We start from the raw sequence: 25,840 nt of genomic DNA, 5'->3' as shown, positions 1-25,840 counted from the left end.
GTGCTGGTTCAGCGATAAGGCACACAGATGGCCTGTGCTGTCACTTCACCCGAAAAGGTAGGGACGGTACAGCGATAGGTTTCCGGGCTCACCGCGGCATCGGCTTCCACGATGTCAGAGGTACTGCAGGCACCACCCGACAGATAATCGATGGATCGGGTACCCCCGAACTCGGTCTCGTAACTGTAGGGGCATCTGGCGATACACGATTCGCCAGGACCAACGTCAGTACAGGTCTTGGTGACAATCAGCACGTTGTAGCGTCCATCGAGTGACACTGAGTCGTCGCCGTCGGAACCGGCATATTCGACAAAGATGTAGGGCTGACCGATTTCATCCGGATTTCGTGTCACCCCGAATTCACCTTCGTCATTGAAAGAGATGACATGATAGTTTCCCGGCTCGGTAACCAGATATTGCGTATCGCCCCGGACGGTATCGTAGTAGGCGTAATCCAGATGAATGTTGTAGCCTGTGGCGCCCTCCTGTGCATCCCAGCTGAGCCGGTTATCGTCCAGCGCAAGTCCGGTGACCCTGGGCAGATCTGCTGTGGCCACGCCACTGATGGCAATGGTAAACAGGAAAATCACGGCACGAAGTGGTGTCTGCATGAGAATGATCCTCATCATTGGGTTGGTGTGAATCGACAGGCACTCAGTGTAGGGCGACGGACATCGCATTAGAAGGGAATCTTGCCGGGACGAATTGCAATCGAATGTGCTATCGATCATTATCAAGTGCAGCATGGGCTTCAGCGAAACAGACCAGAGGTTCGTATGTCAGAGGATGAATTCGAGCTATTGCCGACCAGATCGCCACAGCCAACATTGCCAATAGAGCCTCTGTACTCAATGCTGCATGATGCACCTCTGAAGGCAGTCGAGTACCTGCATCGAGAGCTTTCCCGCATTGAATCGGACAGGGAGCTGGAGGAGATTGTCCCGAACCTGGGCATCACACGCAGACGGGCGATCGAGCAGGTATGGCTGGTACTGGATCAGCGTCGACAGGACTGACTCGGTCATCCCTGACCGGGGAATGAAACATTGACGAGGGGCTGTATCAGGAGTAGGTCATCAGATAGTGCATGCTGAGACCCAGCGCTGCCAAGGAACAAATGCACCGCAGATGGTTCCATCGTGTCCATCGATCCACATAGTGGCTCCAGAACCCGGATGGCAGCCTGCCGTCATTATCGTTTCCCGTCAGCCGCTCATTGAGCGGTACGTTGAATACAACGGTACATAGAAACATGCCTGACACGTAAATCAGGCCGGTGAAGAACAACAGCCAGCGTCCGGGAAGCTCCACTTCAACCAATGCCATGATGCTGAGCATCGCGTACAGCAAGGTTGAACCTGTAAACAGCACCATGAACCAGGAGCGCAGGATGACCGAGTTGATGGCAATCATGGCGTCTGTCGCCTGTCCGGCGTCCAGACTATCCAGGGCGCGCATGATGAATGCGGAGAAAGCGAAATAGACGCCAGCCATGAGACCGGCGCCGATCGCGGCGGTGCACAGAATTGCAGTCAACAGCGAGTCAAACATCACAGCACCTTTTCCGGCAGCGTCCTGTCGAACATCACGAGCAGCATGCAGGACAGACCGATAGCGCCCTCCAGGGCCATTGCCTGGACCAGACCGGAAGCCGGCATGCCATCGATCATGAGGCTCAAGCCGCGAGTCAATGCATAGGACAGGTAGATAAGAGCAGCCAGCCTCAGTGCGACATCAGCCTGGCTTCTCCGGAAAACGGTGGCGATCATGAACAGACCGGCCACCAGCAGGAGTCCAGCCGGAGCCTTGAGTTCATTGAGCAAGCTGATGTTCGCGCCGAGCTCTATCCTGTTGTGTGCGAAGAATGCAACCGGTGATACGAGGATGGATGCGCCGACCAGAACAAGAAGCGATCCTGACAGCAGCAGCATCACTATCCGGGTTTTCGCAAATCGTGAGTTCATGTTGACTCTCCTGACAGATATTGAAGGGGACGACAGCGTGACTACACCTGCTGCAAGAGACCTGAGCGATGCCAGGCGCCGGAGTCCATGACCTTGCGCAGGTATTCGCTGAAGTCGGTTGGTGGCCGTCCCAGCACCAGCTCGACACCGTCTGTCGGGATCGAATTGCGACCATCAAGCACGACCGTGAATAACTCATGCATGAGCCACAACATGTCCTCGGGCACCCCCTGTTCGCGAAGTCCCCGAGTGAAGTCTTCCACGCTGCATTTCGTGAAACTGACCGGGTATCCCACGACCTCCGAAATTTCATTGACACACTGGGTGAAGGTCATCGAACGCGGCCCCGTGACTTCGAACAGGCGATTGCGCAGTTCAGGACGAGTCAGGGCGGCCACTGCAACATCCGCGATGTCATCAATGTCGATGAAGGGTTCCGGGATGTCTCCAGCTGGCAAGGTCAATTCACCTTGCAAGACGCCTTCGATCATGAAGCCTTCGCTGAAGTTCTGCATGAACCAACTGGCGCGAACCACATTCCAGTCGAGCCCGCTGTTCATCAACAGGGTTTCCGCGCGTTCTGCTCCCTGCTCACCACGGCCGGACAGCAGTACCAGATGTTGCAGTCCGACCTCCCTGGCCAGAATGACGAACTTCCGCAAGGTGCTCTCGGCAGTCGGCATGGCAAGGTCAGGGTAGTAGGTGACGTAGGCCGATTCGCAACCATCCAGTACGGCGCGCCAGGTCCTTGCATCCTCCCAGTCGAAGGCGGGTGATGAGGTGCGCGACACGCCTCGCGTGACGTAGCCCAGCGATTGCAGTCGCTTGTCGACTCGCAGACCGGTTTTGGCGTTTCTACCGATGATCAGCATGGGGGATTCTTTCATTGCTCTTTCTCCTGTGCAGCTTGTGTAGAGACCAGCAGCGATAAAGTCTGCTGGTGTGTGGAGCATTCTGTCGGCTTTGCACTGGAGTTGAAATCACAGAATGTCTATGATATTTAGCCAATCGTCCAGAGACGTCTCAGACCATGACGAACACTCGATTGGAGCCGCCACGTATCGACCCGGAGTTACCGCCGAGCTCGGACCCGTTTGGCGAAGTCCTGCATCTACTGCAATTGACTGGCGTTCTCTATTGCAACGCTCAATTGAGTGATCCCTGGGGCATCGAGTTGCCACAATTGCCCGGAGTCATGAATGTGGAAGTGGTGACGTCCGGTCATTGCTGGATCGAACTCGCTGGAAAATCACCGGTATACATGCCGCAGGGCAGTCTTGTGCTGATTCCCCGGGGAGATCGACACATCTTGCGTGGCAACCCTGGCGACAAGGCCACCTGGCTTCAGGACATTCCGGTAGAACGAATCGGAGATCGTTTCGAGAACATGCAATTCGGCGGTGGTGGACGGCTTACCCGGATCACGTATTACGGTGTGCGATTCGACCCCTATCTGGCGAATCGGTTGGTTCGATTACTCCCGGATATGCTTCATCTGCGCACTCATGTCAACGATGGCAGCTGGTTGCAAAGCACCATTCAGTTCATCGCACAGGAGGCTCAGGCACGCTTGCCCGGCAGCGAAACCGTCATTACCCGATTGGCCGACATTCTCGTGATTCAGGCAATTCGTACCTGGATAGAGAGCGTACGCGACGAGGAACGAGGCTGGATAGCCGCCTTGCATGATCCTGGAATCGGGAAAGCCCTGTCACTGATGCATCGTCAACCGGAACACGACTGGCATGTGGAAAGCCTGGCGCATGAGATCGGCATGTCACGATCGGGTTTTTCAGCGCGCTTCACGGCCATGGTAGGGGAGTCGGTCAAACAGTATCTGACCACATTGCGAATGCAATTGGCACATCGTGAGTTGCGCGAGACATCCGACTCACTCGCCCGGATCGCGGAGCGCGTGGGCTACCAGTCGGAGCAGGCGTTCAACCGAGCCTTCAAACGCGAGGTAGGCGTATCTCCGGGTGCCGTGCGCAGACATCACGCGCGTACTTGATCGAAACAGGTTTGCGGCACCACGCCACCAGAATCGGTTTGGCCGGTTTGTGTATACTTGAATTCATCACTTGCAGAGTCGGGCTTTCAATCGAATCGTGAGTTCATCGCCACCTGCCAGCGACCCGCTGATCGTAGTCTTCGACACGGGGAAAACCAATATCAAGTTGTCGGTGGCCAGGGCAGATGGCCAGATTGTCGAGACGTTGAGCCTTGCCAATCCGACCCTTGAAGGACCGCTGTGGCATTACCACGACCTCAGCACCATTTCTGTCTGGCTACTGGAGTCGCTGGCTCAACTGGTGAAACGCCATGACATTGCGAGCCTGGTACCTGTCGGACACGGTGCCGCAGGTTTACTGGTCACCGGGGATCCAGACAGGAACAACGGCGTGGCATTGCCTATGATCGACTACGAACAGGACCTGCCAACGTCCATACGTGACGCCTATGCCGCCATTGCCGGCAGTTTTCACGACAGGGGAAGTGCGATGATGCTGCAGGCAACGCACCAGGCGCGACAACTCTATTGGCAGGAGCAGATTGCACCTGAGGCGGTTGCCGAGGCCCATTGCTACCTGTGCCTGCCGCAGTACTGGACGTGGTATCTGACGGGCAAGGCTGTCTCGGAATACACGATGCTATCAGCCCAATCGCATCTCTGGAATGCTGTCGAGCAACGCTTTGCCGACATTGTCGGCAATCGCGACTGGACCCGTTTGATGCCGCCGATAGCTCCCGCATGGCATCGCCTGGGGCCGTTGCGAGCTCCGCTTGCCAAGGCTATCGATTCTCCACGCGAGATCGACATTCTGGTAGGCGGGCATGACAGCAGTCTCAATCTCTATCGCTATCACGCCGCGGGGCTCACCGATGTCTGCCTGGTGTCCACCGGAACCTGGTTCGTTGGCATGAGCACGGAAACACCGCTCGAAAACATCGATGAGCAAAGAGGCATGACCCTGAACAGCGATGTCACGGGACGCGTTGTGGGCGGAGCCCTGATCATGGGGGGCCGCGAATACGCACAAGTGATGGGGAATAACGAAGGTCAGGAGGAGGTGGCTGCAGATGCATCCGTCTGTGAACGATTGATCTCTCGACAGACAATGGCGCTACCATCCTTCGGTGATGACGATGGCCTGTTTCCGGGAAGTGCGCGACGCGGAGTCGTCATTGGCCCGCTTCCTGAAACGAGCGTGGAAACAAAGACGCTGGCCGTGCTGTACAGCGCTCTACTGACTCTTGAGTGTATCGATGCACTCGGTGCCAGTGATCTTGTCGTTCTCGATGGCACCGCCCTCTCAGATCCATTGTTTGCAACCCTGGTAGCGGCATTGAGACCCGATGGCCGAACACTTTACAATCGTGAAAGCTATGGCGTGGCAGCCGGCGCTGCTCTGCTCACAGAGCATGAAACTCGGCAAAAACCAGCAGCTATCACACTCGAATCACCATCAACCTACACCGGCGACGTTGACGCATTGCGCGTCTATGCCGAGCGCTGGAAACACCGGAGTCGACCTTGAAGGATATACAATCAGTACGTCAGGAGATGGTCGCGACCTGTCGGCAGATGAACGAGAGCGGTATCAATCAGGGCACCGCCGGCAATCTGTCGATACGTATCGACAATGGATTTCTCATTACGCCATCCTCTCTGCCTTATGACGATATGCAAGCAGAGGACATCGTCGAGATGGGCTTCGATGGCACCTACGTCGGACGTCGTCCCTCTTCGGAGTGGCGTTTTCATCGTGACATTCTTGCTCAACGCAACGACATCAATGTGGTGCTGCATTGTCACTCACTCTATGCCACGACGCTTGCCTGCCATCATCGCACCATACCGAGTTTTCACTACATGACCGGGGTGGCCGGCGGCAACTCGATACGCTGCGCCGGCTATGCGACTTTCGGCACCCAGGCCTTGTCGGACAACGCACTGACGGCCCTCGAAGACAGACTGGCCTGTCTGCTCGGACAACACGGACAGATCTCGCTGGGCAAGGACTTCTCATCAGCCCTGTGGCTCGCTATCGAAGTCGAGACACTGTCACGCATGTACGTTCAGGCATTGACATTGGGCGAACCGCCAATACTCCCCGACGACGAGATGGAACGGGTCATCGAGCAGATGCGGCGCATGAGCTATGGTCAAGCGCCGGATCCTGAAGGCAGCAATGACGTGGCGCGGCCGCGCGAAGCCGGGTAAGTCTCGCCCGACCAGTCAGATCAACCGATACTGCGCCGCCTTGTTGCGCAGGAAGGGCAACCCCTTCGACATCACCTCATCATGATTTCGCGCTACCGGACGCCATACGGCAAGTCCGTAGCCGATTTCCGGTGGCATGTTGATGAAGCTTTCCATTGCAAGGCCGCCCTTGAAACCGATGGCTGCAAGCGTCGAATGGATTTCATCCCAGTCACAGGTGCCTTCACCCGGTGTACCTCGGTCGCTTTCACTCAAATGAATGTACTTCAGAAACTCCCTTGAATCGAGAATACCGTTACCCGCACCTTTTTCCTCGATATTCATGTGATAGGTATCCAGGTGAATGAAGATATTGTCGGAACCGATGCGATGGATCATGTCTCGCGCCTGCCAACCCGTGTTGATCAGGTGATTCTCGTAGCGATTCACAGGCTCGATACCGAACAACAGCCCGATCGATTTGGCCTCTGCCGCCGCGGCTTCCAGAGTACGTGCGATGTTGCTGTATTCCGCCTCAGTCGGTGGCAGTCCGGTGCGCTCGCCAATACCGCCGTAGGTCACACCGGAAAGGGCTTCGGCTCCACAGTCCCTGGCTTTCTTCAAGGCAAGTTTCAGGTAATCGATGGCTTTGTCCGGATGCACTGACGCCCAGCATTCCTCGGGCAGGCCCAACGAACAGATAGCCTTGAGATCATTTTTCTCAAGCAGTTTTCGAGTGTGCTCCGTGTCGATATCGTTCGGGCGCAACATCGGAATCTCGATGAAGTCCACACCGTACTGGAGCGCACCGGCTACCGCTCGCTCGGCGCCCTCACGGTCCCAGTTCATTGTCCACATGCTTGTATGTACGCCAAAGCCTTTCATGTCTTGATGCCTTTTCGTTTTCTGAATAATGTGAATTGTTCGGAGCGCAGCACCATCACGAGGATCAGGAACAGACCCCAGACAGCGGTCGACAGGTGCGGGTTGGCACCGACAAGACTGAGTCCCGAAGACAGCATCTGCAAGATCAATATCGCGAGGATGACAGGCAGCACCTTGCCGTGCCCACCAAACGGATCGATACCACCCAGGAAGATCGCCAGCACTGTCACCAGCAGCAACGCCTCGCCATGGCCGACTCGTACCGAGTTGAAGCGCGCCAGCATCAGAATTCCTGCAATGGCGCAAACCACGCCGGACAGGGTGTAGATCAGTACCAGAGTGCGCCGAGTGGGCAGTCCTGAATAGGCAGTCGCTCGAATATTGGATCCAACCATATAGACTGAAAAACCATGGCGACTCTTTCGGAGCAGTATCTGCCAGGCAAGCGCCACCACCGCGAATAGCAGCAATGGGGCTGGCAGGCCGAACAGACTACCGTGGCCCAGTGACGCGAATTCGGCGGGAAAGCCGGAAACATCACCGCCACGCGTCAGGAATTCACCGAGTCCACGCAGAAAAATCATCATGGCAAGTGAAACCAGAATCGGATGCGCTCCCACATAGGCGATGATCAATCCCATGACGGCACCTGCAATTGCACCCGCCAGTATTGCTGCAAAAGCCCCGAGCAGGATTGCCGATGTACCGGCTTCAGGCCCGCCGAACGCCAGCACGATGGCTGCCATCGTCAGCCCGGAAATGTTGGCGGTGTAGACAATCGCCAGATTGAGTCCACCCGAGATCATCGGTGCCAGCATTGCAATCGTCAGCAATCCCAGCAAAGGGGCCTGATAGCCCATCGATGCGAAATTGGCGACGGTCAGAAAACGCGGACTGAGAAAGCTGAAGATCAGCACCAGCATCGCCATCAACAACAACAGATCAACGGTCTCCTTGCCAAGGAGACGACGCATTCGCTCGATACCTTTCATGACCCATGCCTCCGCGGACGTGCAGCCAACAACTCACCCAGACGAACATTCGACGTGGAGATGGCGACCAGAATGGCAGCCCCGATCAGCATCTGGAAAGCGAACGGAGAGATTCCCAGCAGATTCAGACCGTTCTGCATCACGGCAACGAACAGAACGCCAAGGACACAACCAGTGATGGTGCCCTTGCCACCACCGAGACGAGCACCACCCAGCACCACGGCGGCCAGAACCTCGAGTTCTCGCCCATACAGGGCGTTTGGTACCACCTCCTGAACGATATTGACCTGCATCAGCGCTGCGATACCCGCCATCAAGCCGCTCCAGCCAAATGCCAGTGCCTGCATGGCAGCGATATTGACACCAGCTCGGCGTGCACCCTCCGGATTATCACCAAAGGCGTACAGCTGACGACCCAGGTTCACACGCCGGACCAGCAACCAGGTAGTGCCGACGCAGAGCGCCATGACTGCAACAGGCAGGATCAACTCTGACCAGGTGCCATCAGGAGACTGATGCTCGAACAGAATGATGCGCTCTGTCCACCAATCCGGCAGAGCATAGATGCTGCGTCCACGACTTAGCCACATCAACAGACCGAAAAACACATTGAATGTCGCAATGGTGACGACTATGGAAATGATACGGAATCGATGAATGAAGAAGGCGTTGACCAGCCCCAGCAGAATGCCGACACAACCGCACAACAGGAAGCCCAGCGCCCAATTACCCCCCCCCAGGCTGACAAGTACCTTTGCTGCCACAAACTGAACGACCGAGGAGGCGACAGCAAAGGAAATATCAATGCCACCGGCAATCAGCACGACCAGCAGTCCAACCGCCCAGATCAGGTTCACCGAGTTGTTGTTCAGCAGCGATGTGAGGTTGCCCAAGGTCAGAAAGGTATCGGTTGCGATACCGAGTGCCACGCAAGACAGTAACAGAACCACGAACAGGCGAAACTCTACCTGGCGGTGTCGCAGAAAATCAGACATAGATGACTGTCTCCAGCTCGTTGACCGAGATACTGCGAGGATCGTGAGTGTCAACGATGCGACCATGGGCCATGTGGATGACCCGGTCACTGTTGAACAGGGCTTCCGTCACCTCATCGGTGATCAGAAGGATGGCAAGGCCTTGCTCGGCAAGCTCGCGCACGATGCGAAAGATACCAGCCCGAGCCCCTACATCGACTCCCACTGTCGGACAGTCGAGAATCAAGAGCTTCGGTTCTGTTGCCAGCCATTTGGCCAGTACCACCTTCTGCTGATTACCCCCCGACAGGGTGGATATGGCATCGTCTGGTTCGCCGATCTTGACGCCGAGACGCTGTACCCAGCTGGACACGAGAGCGTTCTTCCTGCGTCCTGATATCAGACCCACAGCATTCAGGATACGATCGAGTACCGAGATGACGGTGTTGTCTGCAATCGACTGTTTCTGCAAGAGCCCCAACTGCAGTCGGTCTTCAGACACGTAGGCCACTCCCTGAGCAATGGCATGACGCAGAGAGGAGGGCGCAAAGGGCTTTCCATTCAGATGCATTTTACCTTGATCGAGACGAGTCATACCCGTCATCGCATGGGCCAGCTCGGTACGGCCCGCACCGATAAGACCGATCAGACCGACGACCTCACCCGCCCGTATGCTGAGATCAATACCATTGAACTCACCATGTCGTGCAAGGCTTTCTCCCCTGAAAACACAAGGTGCACCCTGTCTGTCTCGGGCAACGACCTTCTCGTCCAGCACATGGCCTGTCATCAGTTCGCCGAGACGAGACTGTGTCATGCCTTCCGTGGGAAAGACGTCCACCAGGCGACCATCACGCAGCACGGTCACACGTTCTGCAATGTCGAGCACCTCGGCCAGGCGATGACTGACAAAAACAACTGCCACCCCCTCACTGGACAAGGTGCGAACGATCTCGAGAAGGGCATCGGTTTCCGACTGGGTCAATGATGCCGTGGGTTCATCCATGAAGATCAGCTGTGATTCGTTCATCAGAGCGCGCGCGATTGCCACGATCTGACGTTGTGCAATCGGCAACGACTCCAGTGAAGCCGACAGGTCGAGAGTGACTTGCAATTTCGATAGAACGGCCTTCGCGCGCGTTCTCATATCGGCCTGGTCGACACCTCGTGGCGACAGACCCACCATATCGTCGAAGGCAATATTCTCTGCCACGCTCATGTTGGGGAAGAGCGCGAGGTCTTGCCAGATAACCGACACGCCGCGGGCACGGGCGATAACCGGTGTGATCGTGTCGAGCGTTTCGCCGAAGAGTTCGATCCGTTCGGCTGTCTCGGGTCGGTGCACTCCAGTCACGATCTTGATCAGGGTCGACTTGCCACTGCCGTTCTCGCCCGCCAGGCAATGCACTTCGCCTCGGCGAACCTGGAAATCGACCTCATCCAATGCTCGTACGCCACCAAAGATCTTGGTGACGCTGTTCAGGCGCAAGGCGTGTTGCTGACTATCTGTCACGTCAGACGATGTCATGGGGAATACTCAGGAAAGGATGCTCGGACAATGAAGGCCGCGAGTCGACTTGCGTACTCGCGGCCGGGTTTCAGTACATCGTTCTGGCAGTAATCAAAGCCCCTTGGCAGCCAGTTCGTCTACCGATCCCTTGTTGAGCTCCAGCAGGTTATCCGTAATGATGTCCTTGTTCACTGCGTCAGGCTCGATGACACCAAGACCGGGAATATCGGTTCCCGCCGTGATTTCATCGCCGTCCACCAGCATCTTGCCGAGCGTCACGAATACCTCACCGGCCTGCATCGGATTCCACATGAAACCGCCGGTAAGCACATCGGAGTGAACCAGTTTCGCGCCCTGACCCGGAGAGAAGGGGCCCAGCACGAATATTTCGCCAACCTTGCGTCGCTCTTCGATTGCCCGTCCTGCACCGATGGGTCCCTGACTGCCAAAGGCCAGGAAGCCTTTCAGGTCAGGGTTGGCAGCCATGAGGTCGAGGGCCGTGGCACGGCTGTCATCCACGTTCTCCGCTACCCCGTAACGCTCACCGACCAATTCCACATCCGGACGATTCTCCTCCATCCAGGCAATGGCTGCATCGGCCCAGGCGTTGTGCAGCGGCACCGTCAGTGAGCCGACAAACACGGCATATTTGCCTGCGCCTTCAATTTTCGACGCCAGCAGCTCGGCATGTGCTTCGCCAAAACCCTGCGCCGAAGCAAGCTCGAAGTTCCAATCGACATTTTGCAAGCCTGGTCCTTCGTGGGATATTACCTTGATGCCTGCATTCCGCGCTTTTTCCAATACAGGTTCGAGCGCCGCTTCATCATTGGGTACGACTCCAATGACGTCCACTCCTTTGGCAATGAGATCCTCGATGGCCTGTACCTGCAGTGACGGGTCCGCCGAGACGGGACCGATCATCTCGGCCGTCACACCCAGCTCCTCTGCCTTGTTCTCGATTCCTTCCTCCATCGCGTTGAACCAGGGTATTCCTCCAATCTTGACGACCACACCGATGTCGGTCGCCAGTACGTTGCCGGAAAGGCCGATTGACAATAGTGCTGCAGCGGCAATCACGTTCTTTTTCATGTGTGTCTTCCTCATGTGGTGCATTCTCCTGCTTGGTTTCTGATGTGGCTGTCTGTACAAGAGCCACTGTCAGGTCGATCTGATGAATCCGGTCCGAACGTTGTGATATTGTGTTGCACAATCGATGGTGCACCGTACTCCCGCATGAGGTACTGTGTCAACCACGGAACATGAATCGGGAACAAATTTCTCATGAGCAAGGGCCAGCGAACCGAGTCCCGCAAGCAATCGACCACGATCTATGACATTGCCCGCGAAACGGGGTCATCGCCGTCTACTGTCAGTGCGGCACTCAGCGGCCGTTGGAAGTCACGCCGCATTCGCCCCGAAACTGCCGAGCGGATCATCAGCACGGCCAATGAGATGGGATATGCGATCAACCGACAGGCGCGTGGACTGCGCACAGCTCGATCCGATCTGATCGGGCTCCTGATTCCCGAACACGACAACCGGTTCTTCTCTGATCTGGCGCAGAGTTTCACCCAGGAAGCCAGAAAGCGTGGGCAGTGCCCGATCATCATCGCCACCCAGAGGGACGGCAAGGCTGAAACCGACGCTGTCCAGAACCTTCTGAGCTACTCGATCGACGCTCTGTTTGTTGCCGGTGCTGCGCATCCAGAGAATATTCATCGCGTGAGTGAGGCAGCCAGCCTGCCTACCGTGTTTCTCGACCAACCCTGTCAGGGAGCAAGATCAGCCGTCACCGACAATGTTGTCGGTGCTCGACAGCTGACCGAAGCAATATTCGATACCCTGCCGTCAAAAGTGCCGGAAAAACGCAACCAGGTGTACCTGATCGGCGGCGACGCCACGCTGCATGCCTCGGCATCGCGAATTGCGAGCTTCCGCGATGTTGTCACCGAACGTCTGGGCACATGCAGAGACGATCAGATCATTGCCTGCGGTTATCAGTCAGCGCCGGCTCTCGCTGCCATGGAAGAACTGGCAAGCCGTCTTGGTGGGCTACCCGCCGGCCTGTTCGTCAATTCGATCAATGTCTTCGAATCCATACTGCAGTTTCTGGTGCAGCGACCCGAAACCGAGTTGCACAAGGTCTCCATCGGCTGCTTCGACTATGAACCTTACGGGCAGTGGCTACGTTTTCCAGTGCACATGATCAGGCAACGGCACCGGCAACTGATTCGGACGGCCTTCGATCTGCTGGACAGTGGCCAGGACGAAAACCAATTGGTTCTGATTGCGCCAGAGTTGTATCCCGCCAGGCTTGGGCAGGGAAGTGGTGCTCAGTAGCCTTCGACAGGATTGATACACCTGATCCGGCCTCCGCAGACTGACCGGACACCTCGATCACCCAGTCGCGCGAAGGCAAGGTCGAGAGATATTGCTGACCCGCCGAGAGAGGGCATCACTGCGACTTCTCGCCCTCGTTCAGCACCAGGCAGCACCAATACCTGCTCCCAGGCAACATCGAATCTGTGCAGCACCGCTGACGCGGAACCTCGCCTGCGCAACATCAGGGCGAACGCCAGACGCAGCGCAGCGGCATTCAGAATTTGTCTGCAACCTCACTGGCCAAATGTGCTCTACCTGCGCCGTCCTGTCTCTTCTTCGTCGCAATATCAGCAGACTTCAACGATGCAAAAAAAGTTTGACAGATGTCTGATACATCAGATATCATAATTTCATCGTTGAAATTGCTGCTCACACGACCCCTTCCATCCGCGCTGTTGCTGCCATCGGTCGGTATCCGGGCGAGGGTGGCCATGCCGGTCATCGATAGCGGATCGGATGCAACCCCGACAGATCGACATTCAGGAGAAGTACATGAACCCGCGACCCAAGGTCGTCATTACCGACTATGACTATGGCGATACAGATGTTGAACGAGAAATACTTGAGCCTCTCGGCGCTGAAGTCATCGCCCTGCAGGCCAAACGCGAGGAAGACCTCTTCGAGGTAGCGAGCAGTTGTTTCGCGATGATGAATCAATACGCTCGCGTCGGCGCTGACACGATTTCCCGAATGCAACATTGCAAGGTCATCGCACGCTACGGCGTCGGGGTTGACATCGTCGACGTTGAGGCAGCAACCCGTAGCGGTATCCTCGTCACCAATGTGCTTGATTACTGCACGGAGGAGGTTGCCGATCATGCAATTTCACTATGGCTGACACTGGCTCGTAAACTGACCGATTACGACCGTGCGACGCACCAGGGCATCTGGCGCTGGCAGAGTGGCAAACCCGTGTACCGACTTCGCGGTCGCACCATGGGTGTGGTCTCGTTCGGGAAGATTGGTCAAGCCATTGCACTACGTGCAAAGGCCTTTGGCGTCAATGTCGTTGCCTATGACCCCTACCTCTCGGAATCCGCCGCAAAAGCACATGGCGTAGAGCTCGTGGACAAGACTCAACTGCTCGCCCGATCGGACTACTTGCTGATGCAGGCCCCGATGTCGACACAGACTCATCACTTTCTGTCTGACAGCGAGTTCGCCGCCATGAAGCCAGGCGCGATCGTCGTCAATACAGGCCGCGGACCGACGATAGACAACAAGGCCCTCTATCGAGCACTGAAGGAAGGACAAGTTGCCGCAGCAGGGCTCGATGACCCCGAGGAGGAGCCGGCAAAGTGCTCTTCATGGAGCCCGCAAGACAATCCCTTGTTCTCACTACCCAACGTGCTGGTCACACCGCACGCTGCTTATTATTCGGAAGAATCGATTCAATCCGCACGTGAACGTGCTGCAACCCAGGTTGCAAAGGTCCTGACCGGGCAATCTCCCGATTTCCCTGTCAATGCCGATGCACTCGCCCAAACTCGCTACCACTGACTGAAAACAGACATGCTACAGATATACAATGACTTTGAACGTCGCCCGGAACTTCTGAAGAAATTCGACCAGGTTCTGGAATGCTACTCCGCTGCCGCTGTCTTTGCCGACGTGCAATACCGGACAGGCGTGATGGACAGTGGCATCAAGCCCGCTTTTCGCGCAAAGATCACGGGTCAGGCTATTACCGTGCAGCTTTCCAAGGGCGATCTGGTGGATCCGCTGAAAGCACTCGAAATGGGCCAGGATGGCGATATCATCGTCGTCGACGCCGGCGGAGATACCAATACATCCGTATGCGGTGGCTTGATGGGTGGGCTTGCGCAGAACCGAGGCATTCGCGGCATGATCGTGGATGGTGCAGGGCGTGACACCGATGAGCTCGAGGACATCAACTGGCCAATCTGGACACGGGCCATTACACCCAGGGGAACTCATACAATGTTCTCCGGACGCAAGGAAGAACTGTCCATCAATGTACCGATTGCCTGTGGTGGCGTTGCCGTCAACCCCGGCGATTTCATTGTCGCCGACCTGATGGGAGTGACCGTGATTCCTCTCGACAAGGCGGAGGAAATCGTTGAAAAGGCCCAGGAGCAGGCTGATCGCGAAGCAACGACGCGAGAATGGGTCGCTCAAGGCAAGACCATCGAGGACCTGCTCAATGAGTTCGGTCGCATCTGACCCCGCCCTCATCGGGCTTGATTGGGGCACGTCCTCGTTTCGTGCGCACCTGTTGGACCGGGAAGGGCTTGTACTCGATTGTCGATCCAGCGATAAGGGCATCATGCAAATCAGGGATTGTGATTTCGAGGCAGAGCTACACCGACAGGTAGCGGTCTGGGCGAAGTGGCGTGATCTACCGATCGTGGCATCGGGCATGATTGGCAGTCGCAATGGCTGGATGGAAACCCCCTACATCGAGGCACCTGCGCAAGTGGACACTCTGGCTGGTGCCTTGACGACCCGGACGACAAGCCAGGGCTACCGTGTTCATCTTGTTCCGGGCGTGAAAGCGGAACATGGCGGTGCTCCCGATGTCATGCGAGGCGAGGAAACACAGATTCTAGGTGCGGTGGATACGGGCATGAACGAGAATCTGTTCGTGCTTCCTGGCACACATAGCAAGTGGATCAGAGTCAACAAGGGCTGTATCGAGGGTTTCTCCACCTTCATGACAGGGGAAATGTTCAGCCTGCTTCGTTCTCACTCCGTTCTAGGCAAGCTGATGGATGACGAAGACGCCTCATTCAGCAAGAAGGGCTTTCTGTCGGGCGTGAATGCAGGCCTGGAGGCGGGACAGGATCTGCTGCACCGATTGTTTCGGGTTCGCACCTTGCCGCTGTTCGACATCATCGACAAGAGCATGGTCAGTGATTATCTGTCGGGACTATTGATTGGCGCAGAGATAGCTTCACCATTGGCCAGAGGTCGCGAGACATGTACCGGCGTTGCCGTCATGTGTCGTGACGACCTGGCCCAACGCTACGAAGTAGCGTTGGGTGTCGCAGGAATACCCTGCACCAGAGTACCGGATAATGTAGTTTCACGAGGCCACATTGCGATCGCACGAGCGGCAGGACTCATACCATGATTACCTGGGAAGAAGCCAGCTCGGAGCGCCCACTGATCGCAATCCTGCGTGGACTGGACCCGGATCGAGCACTCGACGTTGCCGACCTGCTGGTCGAAACCGGTTTTCGCATACTGGAGGTGCCCCTGAATTCCCCGGCACCTCTGGAATCAATTCAACGCATTGCCAGGCGCTACGGCCAGCAGATCATCGTGGGGGCTGGCACGGTACTGAGCGCCAACCAGGTCGACTCGGTTGTCGAAGCGGGTGGGCGGATCATCGTTTCGCCCAATACGGATGCCCGGGTAGGGAGAAGGGCGGTGAAGCTCGGCGCAACATGGTGCCCCGGTGTGCTTTCACCCACCGAAGCGTTTTCTGCGCTAAGCCTTGGTGCATCGGTACTGAAGTTCTTTCCAGCCGAACTGGTTTCTCCTGGAGCGATTTCGGCAGTGCGGGCAGTGCTGCCGGACGACACGATGGTTGCTGTCGTTGGGGGCATCACACCCGAGACACTGGCTCACTATCATGCTGCGGGAGCCAATTGTTTCGGCTTGGGATCGGCTCTGTTCAAACCAGAGCTCAAGAGCGTGGAAATTGCCGAACGTGCCTCGGCATTTATCGAGGCACATACGAAACTTGTCAACCCACAGGATCAGTAGGAGACGAGTTCAATCGATACGGAGGGCTCTTGTACCTGTTGCAAGAAGCCCTCGATCACTTGCCTCTTGTCTTTTTCCCGTCGCGCCCTGCGGCGGTGATATCAGCAGTACCCGCGGCAAATGTACGCTCACCTCGCGTGACGTGTCGCTCCAGCACCTGCTTCGCCTCTTCAATTGAGCGGTTCTGCAGCAGCCTCAGAATTTCAAAGTGCTCATGCTTGGATTTGTCCGTGTGTTCAGGATACTGAGACAAGTGAGTTCGAATTGCCGCTACCTGACTACTGATTCCCTTGTATCCCCGCAGCAGAAAATCGTTGTCGCAAAAGCTGACGAGCTCCTGGTGAAAACGTCCGTCAATTGCGAGATAGGATGCCAGGTCTGATTCTCCGTGCGCCAGTGTCATCTCTTCGCAGGTCTTTCTCAGAGCCTGGAGAAGAGCTTCCTCGTTATGCCGCCACGACAGTTCCAACGCGGCAGATTCCAGCAGATAGCGGTAGCGTCCCAACTGCGCGACATCATCAACACTCAGCGTGAAAACGAACGTGCCTTTGCGCGGCACGATCCTCACCAGACCTTCGTGTCTGAGCTGAGCCAGCGCATCGCGAATCGGTGTCTTGCTGATCCCGGTTGCCTCCGACAGGGCGTTCTCCGATAGCGGCGCACCCAACTCGTATTGGCCCGTGACGATTGCATTCCGAATGGCATCGGCAGCGATGTCTGACAACGCAGACGGCGTCTTTATCTTGTCGATCTGATGGCTGTGCATGCGAACTGTGGTTCTACGAAATTGAAGATGGACGATACGCTACCACAAATGCTTGTAGTGCAATTTGATGTCTGATACATTACACATCAGATTCCAATGTATTGGGTCTGACATCAACTACTGGAGGCTGTCTTGATCAACAAGAATTTACTCACTTGCTCACTCGCTACTGCGCTGACCCTTGGCGTGATGACGCAGGTAAATGCGGCAACGACGATAAAAATCGGTCATGGTGCAAACGAGCAGTACCATATGCACCGAGCGCTGCTCCACTTTGAAGAACTGGTGGAGGAGAGGTCGGAGGGAGAGATCGATGTACAGATATTTCCTTCATCGCAGATGGGCCCAGACCGGGAAATGATCGAAGGCGTTCAGTCCGGTGTTCTTGAAATGGCGGTCTCGCCGTCCTCATTCTTTGCCGGATGGGATCCTGCCTTTGCAGTCGTGGAACTGCCTTATGTGTATCCCAGCAAGGAAGTAGCGCTTGACGTACTCAATGGAGACACAGGCAAGCAAATGCTGGAGCGTCTGGAACCTCTGGGCCTGACAGGGCTGGGATGGATGGAAAACGGCCTGCGTCATATCACGAACAATGTACGTGCCATCGAAACCCCGGAAGACTTGCAAGGCGTCAAGCTACGCACGATGAAGGTACCCGCCCACGTGGCGACCTTCGAGACACTGGGTGCCAATCCCACACCCATGAACTTCGGTGAAGTCTATTCGGCGTTACAGCAGGGCGTAATCGATGGACAGGAGAACCCCATTGCGATCATCGATTCACAACGATTTCAGGAGGTTCAGAAATACCTGTCTCTTACCGGGCATGTATTCACCGTCTACATACCGGTAATCAGCCAGCATTTCATGAGCAGTCTGCCTGAAGAACAGCAAACCCTGCTCCGTGATGCCATGCAGGAGGCCGCCGCTTACCAGCAGGAACTGGTCGATGCCGAAGAGGCAGGGCAATTGAAGAAAATCGGCGAAGCCGGTGTGCAGATATCCGATCTGACTGCAGAGCAGCGCAAGGGTTTTGCGATTCAGACAGAGGCCGTTCGCAGCGACTACAAGGAAGAAGTCGGTGCCGAGATCTATGACGGCTGGATCCAGGCAATAGACGACGCAGCAGGCAACTGATTTCTGCGCAATCGTTATCTCCAGCAGGGGTGCTCAGCTCGGAATGAGCGCCCCCTTACACGCTTGAATCGGAGGGAAATCATGGCAGTTCTGAGGTGGCTAGACGCCAATCTGGAGAAGTATCTGATCGCGACACTACTGGCCGCAACGGTAGTGCTGATTACTGTCAACGTGATAATGCGCTATGTGATGAACGATTCCCTCTCATGGGGGGAAGAACTCACATTGTGGATTTTCGTCTGGTTTGTCTGGCTGTCTGTCAGCTATGCCTTCCAGCGAAACGCACACGTGCGAATCACCGTATTCAGAGATTTACTGCCTGAGCGCGGTCGATTGATGATGAACATGGTGGTCGATCTACTTGTTCTCGCCTTCATGCTCGTCTTGTCCTGGGAGTGTCTCGATCTGATGAGACAGCCCTTCGTGGCCAGCCAGAATTCGGTTGTTCTCGGGTTGCCGATTCCCATTTTGTACGCCTCTGCGCCTGCCGGGGCATTGTTATCGTCTGTGCGAATCGTGCAGCATCTGCTCGCAACCCTGAAGGTATTGCGCCAGACAACTACAGGAATTGCCTGACATGATAGCCAGCGTTCTGTTTACCGTATTGCTGATCTTGCTGTTGATCAGCGCGCCCATAGGCATCTGTCTCGGCCTTGCAACACTGTTCGTGATGTTGTTTGTTGACGGGGCGCCACCGATAGTTCTGCTTGCCAGATCGGTCGTCACGGGCGCCGACTCCTTTCCACTGATTGCAGTACCACTGTTCATACTTGCCGGTGATCTGATGCAGCAAGGTGGCATGTCGCGTGGACTTGTTGCATTCGCAAATTCGTTGATCGGCCATGTGCGAGCGGGTCTGGCCTACGTCAATGTCCTGGCTTGTGTCTTCTTCGCAGCAATTTCCGGGTCCTCACCGGCAACCGTAGCGGCTATTGGCTCGAATCTCATCCCTGAAATGGAGAAGGTGGGCTACACACGTAGTTTCAGCAGTTCGCTCACAGCGTCGTCGGGAATGATTGGAGTGCTCATACCTCCCAGCATTCCGTTCATCATCTATGGTGTCACCGCTGAAGTGTCAATCGGCAAGCTCTTTCTCGCAGGCGTGGTACCCGGAATTCTCTTTGCGCTGATGTTCATGTTCATATCGTGGCTGCTACTACGCAAGGACCCAACCAGCAAGGAATCGAGCCATCCGTTTGCATGGCGCCGCGTACGGCAGACATTTCGTGAATCCATCTGGGCATTGCTGGTACCGGGCATAATCCTCGGAGGAATCTATAGCGGTGTGTTCACCCCCACAGAGGCAGGTGCGGTCGCGGTTGTGTATGCGGCAATAGTCGGCTTGTTTGTCTACAAGAATATCAAACTGACCGACTTGCCTGAAATCCTGGCCGAGAGTGCCAAGACAAGCGGCACGATTCTGATACTGGTCATCATGGCCACGGCCTTTGGCAGAATGATCACCATTTTGCAAATACCATCTACTCTTGCAACGACAATCACGGGTCTCTCCGACAACCCCGTCATCATACTGTTGTTGATGAACCTGCTGCTTCTGGTCATCGGGATGTTCATGGAAACGATTTCCTCGATCATCATAATGACCCCGATTCTGTTGCCTGTGGCAATAGCCATTGGCGTAGACCCGATTGCCTTTGGCGTGATGATGACTGTCAATCTTGCCATCGGATTCTGTACTCCGCCACTGGGTGTCAATCTGTTCGTTGCCAGCGGCATCTCCGGAGTATCGATAGAGCGGATCAGTCGCGCGATACTGCCGTATTTTGCGGGAATGCTCATCTTGTTGCTGCTGATTACCTATGTACCCTCATTGTCTCTGACCCTTCCCTCATTGTGGTGAGACCCATGAAACTGGATTCAATCAATGTCACGGTGGAAGGAGGGCTCGACTTCTCCTTTCCACCGCTAACACCGGTGGAACAGCACTTCGAGAGACAACGCCTGAAGGATGTCGGGGCACACATTGCCGATGAACTGCAGAAAATTCCGGATTCTCTGATCAGTGGCAAGTCCATTGCCTTGACTGTGGGCAGTCGCGGAATTTCACGAATCGAGGAGATAACAAAAGCCCTGATTGACGGCCTGCGTAACAAGGGCGCTGAACCCTTCATTGTGCCCGCCATGGGCAGTCATGGCGGGGCAACCGCCGAGGGTCAAACTCGGGTCCTGGCCGGCTATGGCATTACTGAAGAGCGTATTGGCGCCCCGATACGTTCCTCAATGGAGGTGGTGCAAGTCGCTCGGCTTGAGGATGGCACGCCCCTGTATTGTGATCGTATTGCCTTTGAAGCTGACGCCATTGTGGTTGCAAACAAGATCAAACCCCACGCCGATTTCAAGGGAAGCTACGAAAGTGGCCTGGTCAAGATGCTGAGCATCGGTCTGGCCAAACACAAGGGAGCTGTTGCCTTGCACGACCATGGTTTTTCCCGGTTCCACGAGCTACTGCCCTCAGCTGCCAGGCTATTGCTGGACAAGCTACCGGTAGTCCTCGGGCTTGCCATACTGGAGAACGCCTTTGATGAATTGATGGAGCTTGAGGTCATACCGGCGGAGCAGATAATGTCGCGAGAAATGTCACTTCTGGAACGAGCAAAAGGTTCATTGGCGCGCCTCCTTTTTACCGATATCGATTTACTGATTGTCGATGAAATCGGCAAGAACATCAGTGGCGAAGGCATGGATCCGAATGTGACAGGCCGCCCCGGGTCGGGTCTGCCAGGTTTTGAATCTCCGAACATCCAGAAAATCGTGGTGCTTGATGTCACGCCGCAATCGCAGGGCAACGCCGTGGGTATTGGCATGGCTGACTTCACCACACGCCACTGCGTGGAGAAAATCGACCTCGGAGCCATGTATACCAACGCAATCACTGCGACGATCCCCGGTCCGGCCAAGCTCCCGATCATCATGAATTCGGACCGAGAGGCAATAGCGGTTGCCTTGAAAACCTGCAACCGCACAACAGTGGACAATGCAAGGATCGTCAGGATCAGAAATACACTGGAAATCAGTCACATTCGAGTCTCCCCAGCGCTATTGCCAGACGTTGACTCCCACCCCCAATTGAGTGTGTCTGGCGAGTCAGAGCCGTTGCGATTCACCTGCGATGGCCAACTGCTGAAACAGTGAATCCATCATGCACGACAGGCTGAACGTAGCCATGATCACAGCGCTTCATGGCTTGCACCGTTGACACGCAAGGTGGTTTTCACCAGTTCCTGACAGTCCTCAGGAGAAGTGCCTTCAATGCGCTTGAGCAACAGGTCTGCCAATTTCCAACCCGCCTCCTGTCTGGAATAGTGTGAGGTGTAGACCTTGGTAGCTACGTATTCACCAATATTGGTGCCGGAGCGCAACGCGAAGCCCAGGCGATTCACACCGGCTCCGAGCCGATCACGCGCACCAGCGCGAGCACCGAGAAACGTGAGCTCGTTGACGCAGACAAAACTGTCGGCACCGGAATCCAGCAGTTTGACGGCAGCCTTGCGAGCGCGGTCTGCATTGAGCATGTCGTGGTGAATCAGCGCCGGGTCGAGTTCGATACCATACTCGTGAAGCGCTTTTTCATAACCTCGTACGCGCTGACGAACATAGCTGTAACGCAGATCACCATCGACCAGTGCCACGCGCCTGTATCCGTCCTGCAGCAGGGCAGTGGTGCTCTGCCAGACGGCAAACTCGTTGTCGATATCAAACCAGGCGTGTGGCGACAGCAATTCGGTGCGACCGTAAGTCACGAAGGGAACATCGACCTCGAGCAGAAGCTTGACACGTTCATCCTGCAGCTCGGTGTGATCCAGTATCAGGCCGTCAGCACTGCGTCCTCGAACCACATCGCTGACCTGTTCAAGTGCCAGATCGCCCATTGCCACCGGCACCGCACGCACCGAATAATCGGTGTCGGCAAGCCGCTTGTGAATGCCTTGCAGCAACCCCACCGAGCCTGAATCGCCGATTTCCTCTTCCTCGGTGAAGCTGAGAAAGGCCATGATGACCAGCGTCTTGCCGGTGCGCAGTTTCGCACCTTCAAGATTGCGAACGTAGCCCAGACGGTCGGCGGTCTTGCGCACCTTGAGCACCATTTCAGGCCCGACCTTGTGGCCATCCTTCAGAGCACGCGCAACCGTCGTCACCGACACACCCAGTTCGGCTGCAATGGTTTTCAAGGTCACCGGCTCACCGCCGAGACTGTTCCGGGCCATGTTCTATCCTTTCAGAGACAGCGCCTCGGGAGCGCGATCGGGGAGTTGCGACTGCCGCTTACGGGTAGCTCGTAAAACTCTCGGGCGCCCGGGCAGCAGAGTCAAACAGTTGTCAGACCATACCATATCGCCGCCCAGGTCCCACGTCACCCACAGTGCCGGGCGATTGGTGTGCAGAGTGACCTGAGGTGTGCCATCAGCGGCAGTGCCTTTTTCTGCCGTGATGGATGGAAGGCCGATGTCGTACTCCTTGGGTCTTTTGGGCAGATATTCGCTCTCCCCCTCGTGTGTATCGCTCGGATCAGTCCAATCGAAATGCACAAAGGCATCCTCGGCCAGGGAACCGGACTCGATGCGTGCGACTTCCACCGCACGGTCTGTGGGACAACTTGCCTGCCATTGGCCCAGCTCCATGATCTCTCCCTGAAAACGGACAGAACGGGCGTTGATGCATAGCGACACATCACTGTCGGTATCGTTGACCGCCCATAGCACGATGTCACCGCTTTCAGCGTCCGGCTGCGCCGTGACCAACACAGCCGCGTGGAATCGCCGCGCCAGGTAATGGGTCGCTTTCCAGCCGCCACCGTACTCCAGGCTCGACCAGCTGGCCACCGGCCAGGTGTCGTTGAGTTGCCAGTAGAGAGTACCCATGCAGCGTGGCTTGCTCGAACGCCAGAACTCGATGGCAGTCTTCATCGCCAGACCCTGTCCAATCTGACTGAGCCAGACCATGTCCTCGAATTTCTCCGGAAAACGGAAATAGCGCGCCATGGTTTCCACGATCCGGCTGTTGCCCCCGCGGTTGCGCTGATGTACATCCATCACCCTGGATGAGACGTTGCGATCCCGTTCCTCGGTGAAACTCTCGATCTGTCGCATGGAGGGGAAGGATTGAAAACCGAACTCGGAGCAGAAGCGCGGACGCACCGAACGGTAGTGTTCGAAGTCCTTGGCCGAGTGCCAGACATCCCAGAAATGCATGTCGCCCGAGGTATCGTCATGCCAGCCGTCGCCGAAATTCAGCGGACCGACACTCGGTGAAGATGGCCACCAGGGAATATCCGGCGACTCCTCGGCGATGACTTCTTCCAACGCATGGTTGAGGCGGTCGTAGAGCGCAAGATATCGATCCCTGTCTTCCTGCGCTTCCTTGAACCAACTGAGAGCCCCGACCAGTTCGTTGTCACCACACCAGAGCGCCATGCAGGGATGGACTGACAGGCGGCGGACCTGCTGTCGTGCCTCGCTACGTACGCCGTTCAGCCAGGCACGGTCCTGCGCAGGGTAGAGATTGCAGGCGAACATGAAATCCTGCCAGATCATCAGACCTCGCTCCGAACACATCTCGTAGAACCAATCCGGCTCATAGGTGCCGCCCCCCCAGATGCGCAGCATGTTCATGTTGGCGTCGATTGCACTGTCCAGCAGGTCTTCCACGGCTCCGGGGGTTGCGCGTTGCGGTAGAGCGTCTGCAGGAATCCAGTTGGCACCGCGCATGAAGATCTCACGGCCATTGACGCGAAAGGCGAATCGCTGTCCGATCTCGTCTTTATCGGTCAGTAACTCGATCTCTCGCAATCCGATGCGTAGATTGCGCACCTGACCGCCGATCGATACCGACACATCATACATCTCCTGATTGCCATGCCCTACCGGCCACCAGAGACGCGGCTGTTCGATCTCGACAGACATACGCACTGTATTGGTTCCCGGCCAGATCTGCACCGGTTTTGTTATGTTCTGTTCACCCACGCTCATGCGGGCATCGGTCTCTACCGGCCGAGTGGCATCGATATGCAAGTCGAATTCGACACGAACCCGTCCGTCATGATGAAACTGACGCACGAGAATATCGTCCAGGCGCAGCGGACCAGTTCGCTGCAGACGCACCTCACCATAGATCCCCAGAGGGCTCAGTGCGATATTCCAGTCCCAGCCGGCATCACACTGAGGCTTTCGCAGAAAGTTGTAATGCGGAATACGGTTATTCCAGTCGATATGAGGTACCGGAAACGGTGCACTGTCAGCACGCTGTCTGGCTTCCGCAGAGTTCGACAGAAAACGTATTTCCAGCCGGTTGCAACCTTCAACAAGCGCATCAGTCACATCCAGATCGTGACGCTGAAATCGGTTCCCGAGCTCTCCGATTCGAGTACCGTTCAGACTGACAACCGCATGGCAATCCACCTTGTCCATGGTCAGGGTATAACGCCCTTCGAGCGAACGGATATCAAACTCACGGCTCAATAGCCAATCACTCTGATGGACCCAATCGGTTTCCGGTTCGCGATCGCGCCAGTAAGGATCTTGAATGTGTCCGGCTTGCAATAGTGAGGAGTGCACATCGAACGGTATGTCGACTTGCAGACTGGTCTCGCCCCCAACGAGTGAGAGCTGCCAACCGGAGTCAAGCGTCAGGACAGGACAGGCTTCTTCATGCATGAAATTCATAGATGATCGTTCTCCAGGTCAGACCAGGGAAAGGTGGTATCGCGCCCGACCACCGTTGCCCGCAAATTGGCCGAAGCGAATATCGAAAGTCTTAACAGATGTCACCATTGTGGGTTAACGATACACCTGAAGCCATCATTGCTGGCCAGTCGTCGTACATCCCATGCTTTGAAGCTCAAGTTCACTGCTTGCTCCTCGCTCATGATGCAAACGTAACTGAAGGGTTATCGTTACACCCAATAGTAATATCTGAAACAGGGGCTTGTCAACGGCAATGGGTGTATCGATAACCCTCGTGGAACTTCACGACGTTGTGCGAGTCAAGCAGCCAGACTGCCCACCTCGAGTTCATGCACATCAATCAACAAGGGGGCGCAGCGGCATCGTCGACGATCGGTTGATATTTTATTCACGACCAGACGTGACAATCGGTAGCAGCCTGGAGCGCTGATTTGTAGCGCTCTCCAACTAGCTGGCCATGTACTCGAACAAGGATCATCTGCTACGTATAGAGCCAGAGTTGTATCACACAGAATCGGAACACGGAACACGGAACACGGAACACGGAACACGGAACACGGAACACGGAACACGGAACACGGAACACGGAACAC

At 56.0% G+C, this 25,840-nt stretch carries 26 protein-coding genes; 13 read left to right on the top strand and 13 right to left on the bottom strand.

Translation table 11 applies throughout. The features are described from left to right. Positions 1-8 precede the first annotated feature (8 nt). Positions 9-611: a hypothetical protein gene (locus ACUNV4_RS26575; protein ID WP_430881689.1), complete on the bottom strand. Its 603-nt coding sequence runs from the start codon at positions 609-611 to the stop codon at positions 9-11. A gap of 240 nt (positions 612-851) precedes the next feature. Here ACUNV4_RS26575 and ACUNV4_RS26570 point away from each other — a divergent pair, with 240 nt between their 5' ends. Then, positions 852-1,016, top strand: coding sequence for a hypothetical protein (locus ACUNV4_RS26570; protein ID WP_430881688.1), 165 nt, complete (start codon positions 852-854; stop codon positions 1,014-1,016). A gap of 46 nt (positions 1,017-1,062) precedes the next feature. On the opposite strand, the gene ACUNV4_RS26565 is transcribed toward ACUNV4_RS26570, so the two are convergent. The 3 genes from ACUNV4_RS26565 to ACUNV4_RS26555 are packed head-to-tail and all read right to left on the bottom strand — an operon-like array spanning position 1,063 to position 2,851. Beyond that, on the bottom strand, positions 1,063-1,551 hold the full coding sequence (locus tag ACUNV4_RS26565; RefSeq protein ID WP_430881687.1) for an anthrone oxygenase family protein: 489 nt from the start codon (positions 1,549-1,551) through the stop codon (positions 1,063-1,065). Further along, positions 1,551-1,964: a DUF4345 domain-containing protein gene (locus ACUNV4_RS26560; RefSeq protein ID WP_430881686.1), complete on the bottom strand. Its 414-nt coding sequence runs from the start codon at positions 1,962-1,964 to the stop codon at positions 1,551-1,553. The genes ACUNV4_RS26565 and ACUNV4_RS26560 overlap by 1 nt, the downstream gene beginning before the upstream one ends. 41 nt (positions 1,965-2,005) lie before the next feature. Continuing rightward, positions 2,006-2,851 (bottom strand): NmrA family transcriptional regulator, encoded by an 846-nt coding sequence (locus ACUNV4_RS26555; RefSeq protein WP_430881685.1) that lies wholly within the window; start codon positions 2,849-2,851, stop codon positions 2,006-2,008. Between the two features lie 143 nt (positions 2,852-2,994). On the opposite strand from ACUNV4_RS26555, the gene ACUNV4_RS26550 reads away from it, so the two are divergent. The 3 genes from ACUNV4_RS26550 to ACUNV4_RS26540 all read left to right on the top strand — a co-directional run bounded on the left by ACUNV4_RS26550 (position 2,995) and on the right by ACUNV4_RS26540 (position 6,189). Next, the gene (locus ACUNV4_RS26550; protein WP_430881684.1) at positions 2,995-3,975 is read left to right on the top strand and encodes an AraC family transcriptional regulator; all 981 of its coding nucleotides are present in this window, start codon (positions 2,995-2,997) and stop codon (positions 3,973-3,975) included. Between the two features lie 97 nt (positions 3,976-4,072). Then, positions 4,073-5,503: an FGGY family carbohydrate kinase gene (locus ACUNV4_RS26545; RefSeq protein ID WP_430881683.1), complete on the top strand. Its 1,431-nt coding sequence runs from the start codon at positions 4,073-4,075 to the stop codon at positions 5,501-5,503. A 26-nt stretch (positions 5,504-5,529) separates the two neighbouring features. Then, the gene (locus tag ACUNV4_RS26540; RefSeq protein WP_430881735.1) at positions 5,530-6,189 is read left to right on the top strand and encodes a class II aldolase/adducin family protein; all 660 of its coding nucleotides are present in this window, start codon (positions 5,530-5,532) and stop codon (positions 6,187-6,189) included. A gap of 15 nt (positions 6,190-6,204) precedes the next feature. Here the strand turns inward: ACUNV4_RS26540 and ACUNV4_RS26535 are convergent, their stop codons facing one another. The 5 genes from ACUNV4_RS26535 to ACUNV4_RS26515 form a co-directional block, all read right to left on the bottom strand. After that, on the bottom strand, positions 6,205-7,017 hold the full coding sequence (locus ACUNV4_RS26535) for a sugar phosphate isomerase/epimerase family protein (protein WP_430881682.1): 813 nt from the start codon (positions 7,015-7,017) through the stop codon (positions 6,205-6,207). Positions 7,018-7,049: 32 nt separating this feature from the next. Next, the gene (locus tag ACUNV4_RS26530; RefSeq protein ID WP_430881681.1) at positions 7,050-8,045 is read right to left on the bottom strand and encodes an ABC transporter permease; all 996 of its coding nucleotides are present in this window, start codon (positions 8,043-8,045) and stop codon (positions 7,050-7,052) included. Continuing rightward, on the bottom strand, positions 8,042-9,040 hold the full coding sequence (locus ACUNV4_RS26525; protein ID WP_430881680.1) for an ABC transporter permease: 999 nt from the start codon (positions 9,038-9,040) through the stop codon (positions 8,042-8,044). Before ACUNV4_RS26525 ends, ACUNV4_RS26530 begins: the two co-directional genes overlap by 4 nt. After that, positions 9,033-10,547: a sugar ABC transporter ATP-binding protein gene (locus ACUNV4_RS26520; RefSeq protein ID WP_430881679.1), complete on the bottom strand. Its 1,515-nt coding sequence runs from the start codon at positions 10,545-10,547 to the stop codon at positions 9,033-9,035. Before ACUNV4_RS26520 ends, ACUNV4_RS26525 begins: the two co-directional genes overlap by 8 nt. 93 nt (positions 10,548-10,640) lie before the next feature. Further along, positions 10,641-11,618, bottom strand: coding sequence for a substrate-binding domain-containing protein (locus ACUNV4_RS26515; protein ID WP_430881678.1), 978 nt, complete (start codon positions 11,616-11,618; stop codon positions 10,641-10,643). Between the two features lie 192 nt (positions 11,619-11,810). Here ACUNV4_RS26515 and ACUNV4_RS26510 point away from each other — a divergent pair, with 192 nt between their 5' ends. Continuing rightward, on the top strand, positions 11,811-12,869 hold the full coding sequence (locus ACUNV4_RS26510) for a LacI family DNA-binding transcriptional regulator (protein ID WP_430881677.1): 1,059 nt from the start codon (positions 11,811-11,813) through the stop codon (positions 12,867-12,869). 256 nt (positions 12,870-13,125) lie between these two features. Here the strand turns inward: ACUNV4_RS26510 and ACUNV4_RS26505 are convergent, their stop codons facing one another. Next, a complete protein-coding gene (locus ACUNV4_RS26505) occupies positions 13,126-13,344 on the bottom strand; it encodes a hypothetical protein (protein WP_430881676.1) in 219 nt (72 codons plus the stop codon). 59 nt (positions 13,345-13,403) lie between these two features. Between ACUNV4_RS26505 and ACUNV4_RS26500 the strand changes: the two genes are divergently transcribed. Genes ACUNV4_RS26500 through ACUNV4_RS26485 form a run of 4 tightly spaced genes read left to right on the top strand, consistent with a single transcriptional unit; the run spans position 13,404 to position 16,643 of the window. Then, entirely contained in the window at positions 13,404-14,411 is a 1,008-nt protein-coding gene (locus ACUNV4_RS26500; protein ID WP_430881675.1) for a C-terminal binding protein, read from the top strand. Positions 14,412-14,423: 12 nt separating this feature from the next. After that, positions 14,424-15,095 (top strand): RraA family protein, encoded by a 672-nt coding sequence (locus tag ACUNV4_RS26495; RefSeq protein ID WP_430881674.1) that lies wholly within the window; start codon positions 14,424-14,426, stop codon positions 15,093-15,095. Continuing rightward, on the top strand, positions 15,076-16,005 hold the full coding sequence (locus ACUNV4_RS26490; RefSeq protein ID WP_430881673.1) for a 2-dehydro-3-deoxygalactonokinase: 930 nt from the start codon (positions 15,076-15,078) through the stop codon (positions 16,003-16,005). Before ACUNV4_RS26495 ends, ACUNV4_RS26490 begins: the two co-directional genes overlap by 20 nt. Continuing rightward, positions 16,002-16,643, top strand: a complete 642-nt coding sequence (locus ACUNV4_RS26485) for a 2-dehydro-3-deoxy-6-phosphogalactonate aldolase (protein ID WP_430881672.1) — start codon at positions 16,002-16,004, stop codon at positions 16,641-16,643. The genes ACUNV4_RS26490 and ACUNV4_RS26485 overlap by 4 nt, the downstream gene beginning before the upstream one ends. Positions 16,644-16,698: 55 nt before the next feature. Here ACUNV4_RS26485 and ACUNV4_RS26480 read toward each other — a convergent pair whose 3' ends face one another. Beyond that, entirely contained in the window at positions 16,699-17,409 is a 711-nt protein-coding gene (locus ACUNV4_RS26480) for a GntR family transcriptional regulator (RefSeq protein ID WP_430881671.1), read from the bottom strand. Between the two features lie 132 nt (positions 17,410-17,541). Here ACUNV4_RS26480 and ACUNV4_RS26475 point away from each other — a divergent pair, with 132 nt between their 5' ends. From ACUNV4_RS26475 to ACUNV4_RS26460, 4 genes are all read left to right on the top strand, one after another. After that, positions 17,542-18,546, top strand: a complete 1,005-nt coding sequence (locus tag ACUNV4_RS26475) for a TRAP transporter substrate-binding protein (RefSeq protein WP_430881670.1) — start codon at positions 17,542-17,544, stop codon at positions 18,544-18,546. An 81-nt stretch (positions 18,547-18,627) separates the two neighbouring features. Next, entirely contained in the window at positions 18,628-19,122 is a 495-nt protein-coding gene (locus tag ACUNV4_RS26470) for a TRAP transporter small permease (protein ID WP_430881669.1), read from the top strand. A 1-nt stretch (position 19,123) separates the two neighbouring features. Beyond that, on the top strand, positions 19,124-20,407 hold the full coding sequence (locus ACUNV4_RS26465) for a TRAP transporter large permease (RefSeq protein ID WP_430881668.1): 1,284 nt from the start codon (positions 19,124-19,126) through the stop codon (positions 20,405-20,407). A 5-nt stretch (positions 20,408-20,412) separates the two neighbouring features. Further along, complete coding sequence (locus ACUNV4_RS26460; protein ID WP_430881667.1) at positions 20,413-21,699, top strand: lactate racemase domain-containing protein; 1,287 nt, start codon at positions 20,413-20,415, stop codon at positions 21,697-21,699. A 35-nt stretch (positions 21,700-21,734) separates the two neighbouring features. Here ACUNV4_RS26460 and ACUNV4_RS26455 read toward each other — a convergent pair whose 3' ends face one another. Together ACUNV4_RS26455 and ACUNV4_RS26450 are read right to left on the bottom strand one after the other, a co-directional pair. After that, positions 21,735-22,772: a LacI family DNA-binding transcriptional regulator gene (locus ACUNV4_RS26455; protein WP_430881666.1), complete on the bottom strand. Its 1,038-nt coding sequence runs from the start codon at positions 22,770-22,772 to the stop codon at positions 21,735-21,737. 3 nt (positions 22,773-22,775) lie between these two features. Further along, entirely contained in the window at positions 22,776-25,226 is a 2,451-nt protein-coding gene (locus ACUNV4_RS26450) for a beta-mannosidase (RefSeq protein ID WP_430881665.1), read from the bottom strand. Between the last annotated feature and the right edge of the window lie 614 nt (positions 25,227-25,840).

This window comes from Granulosicoccus sp. 3-233 (assembly GCF_052681095.1).
This window is presented reverse-complemented; position numbering and strand designations above follow the sequence as displayed.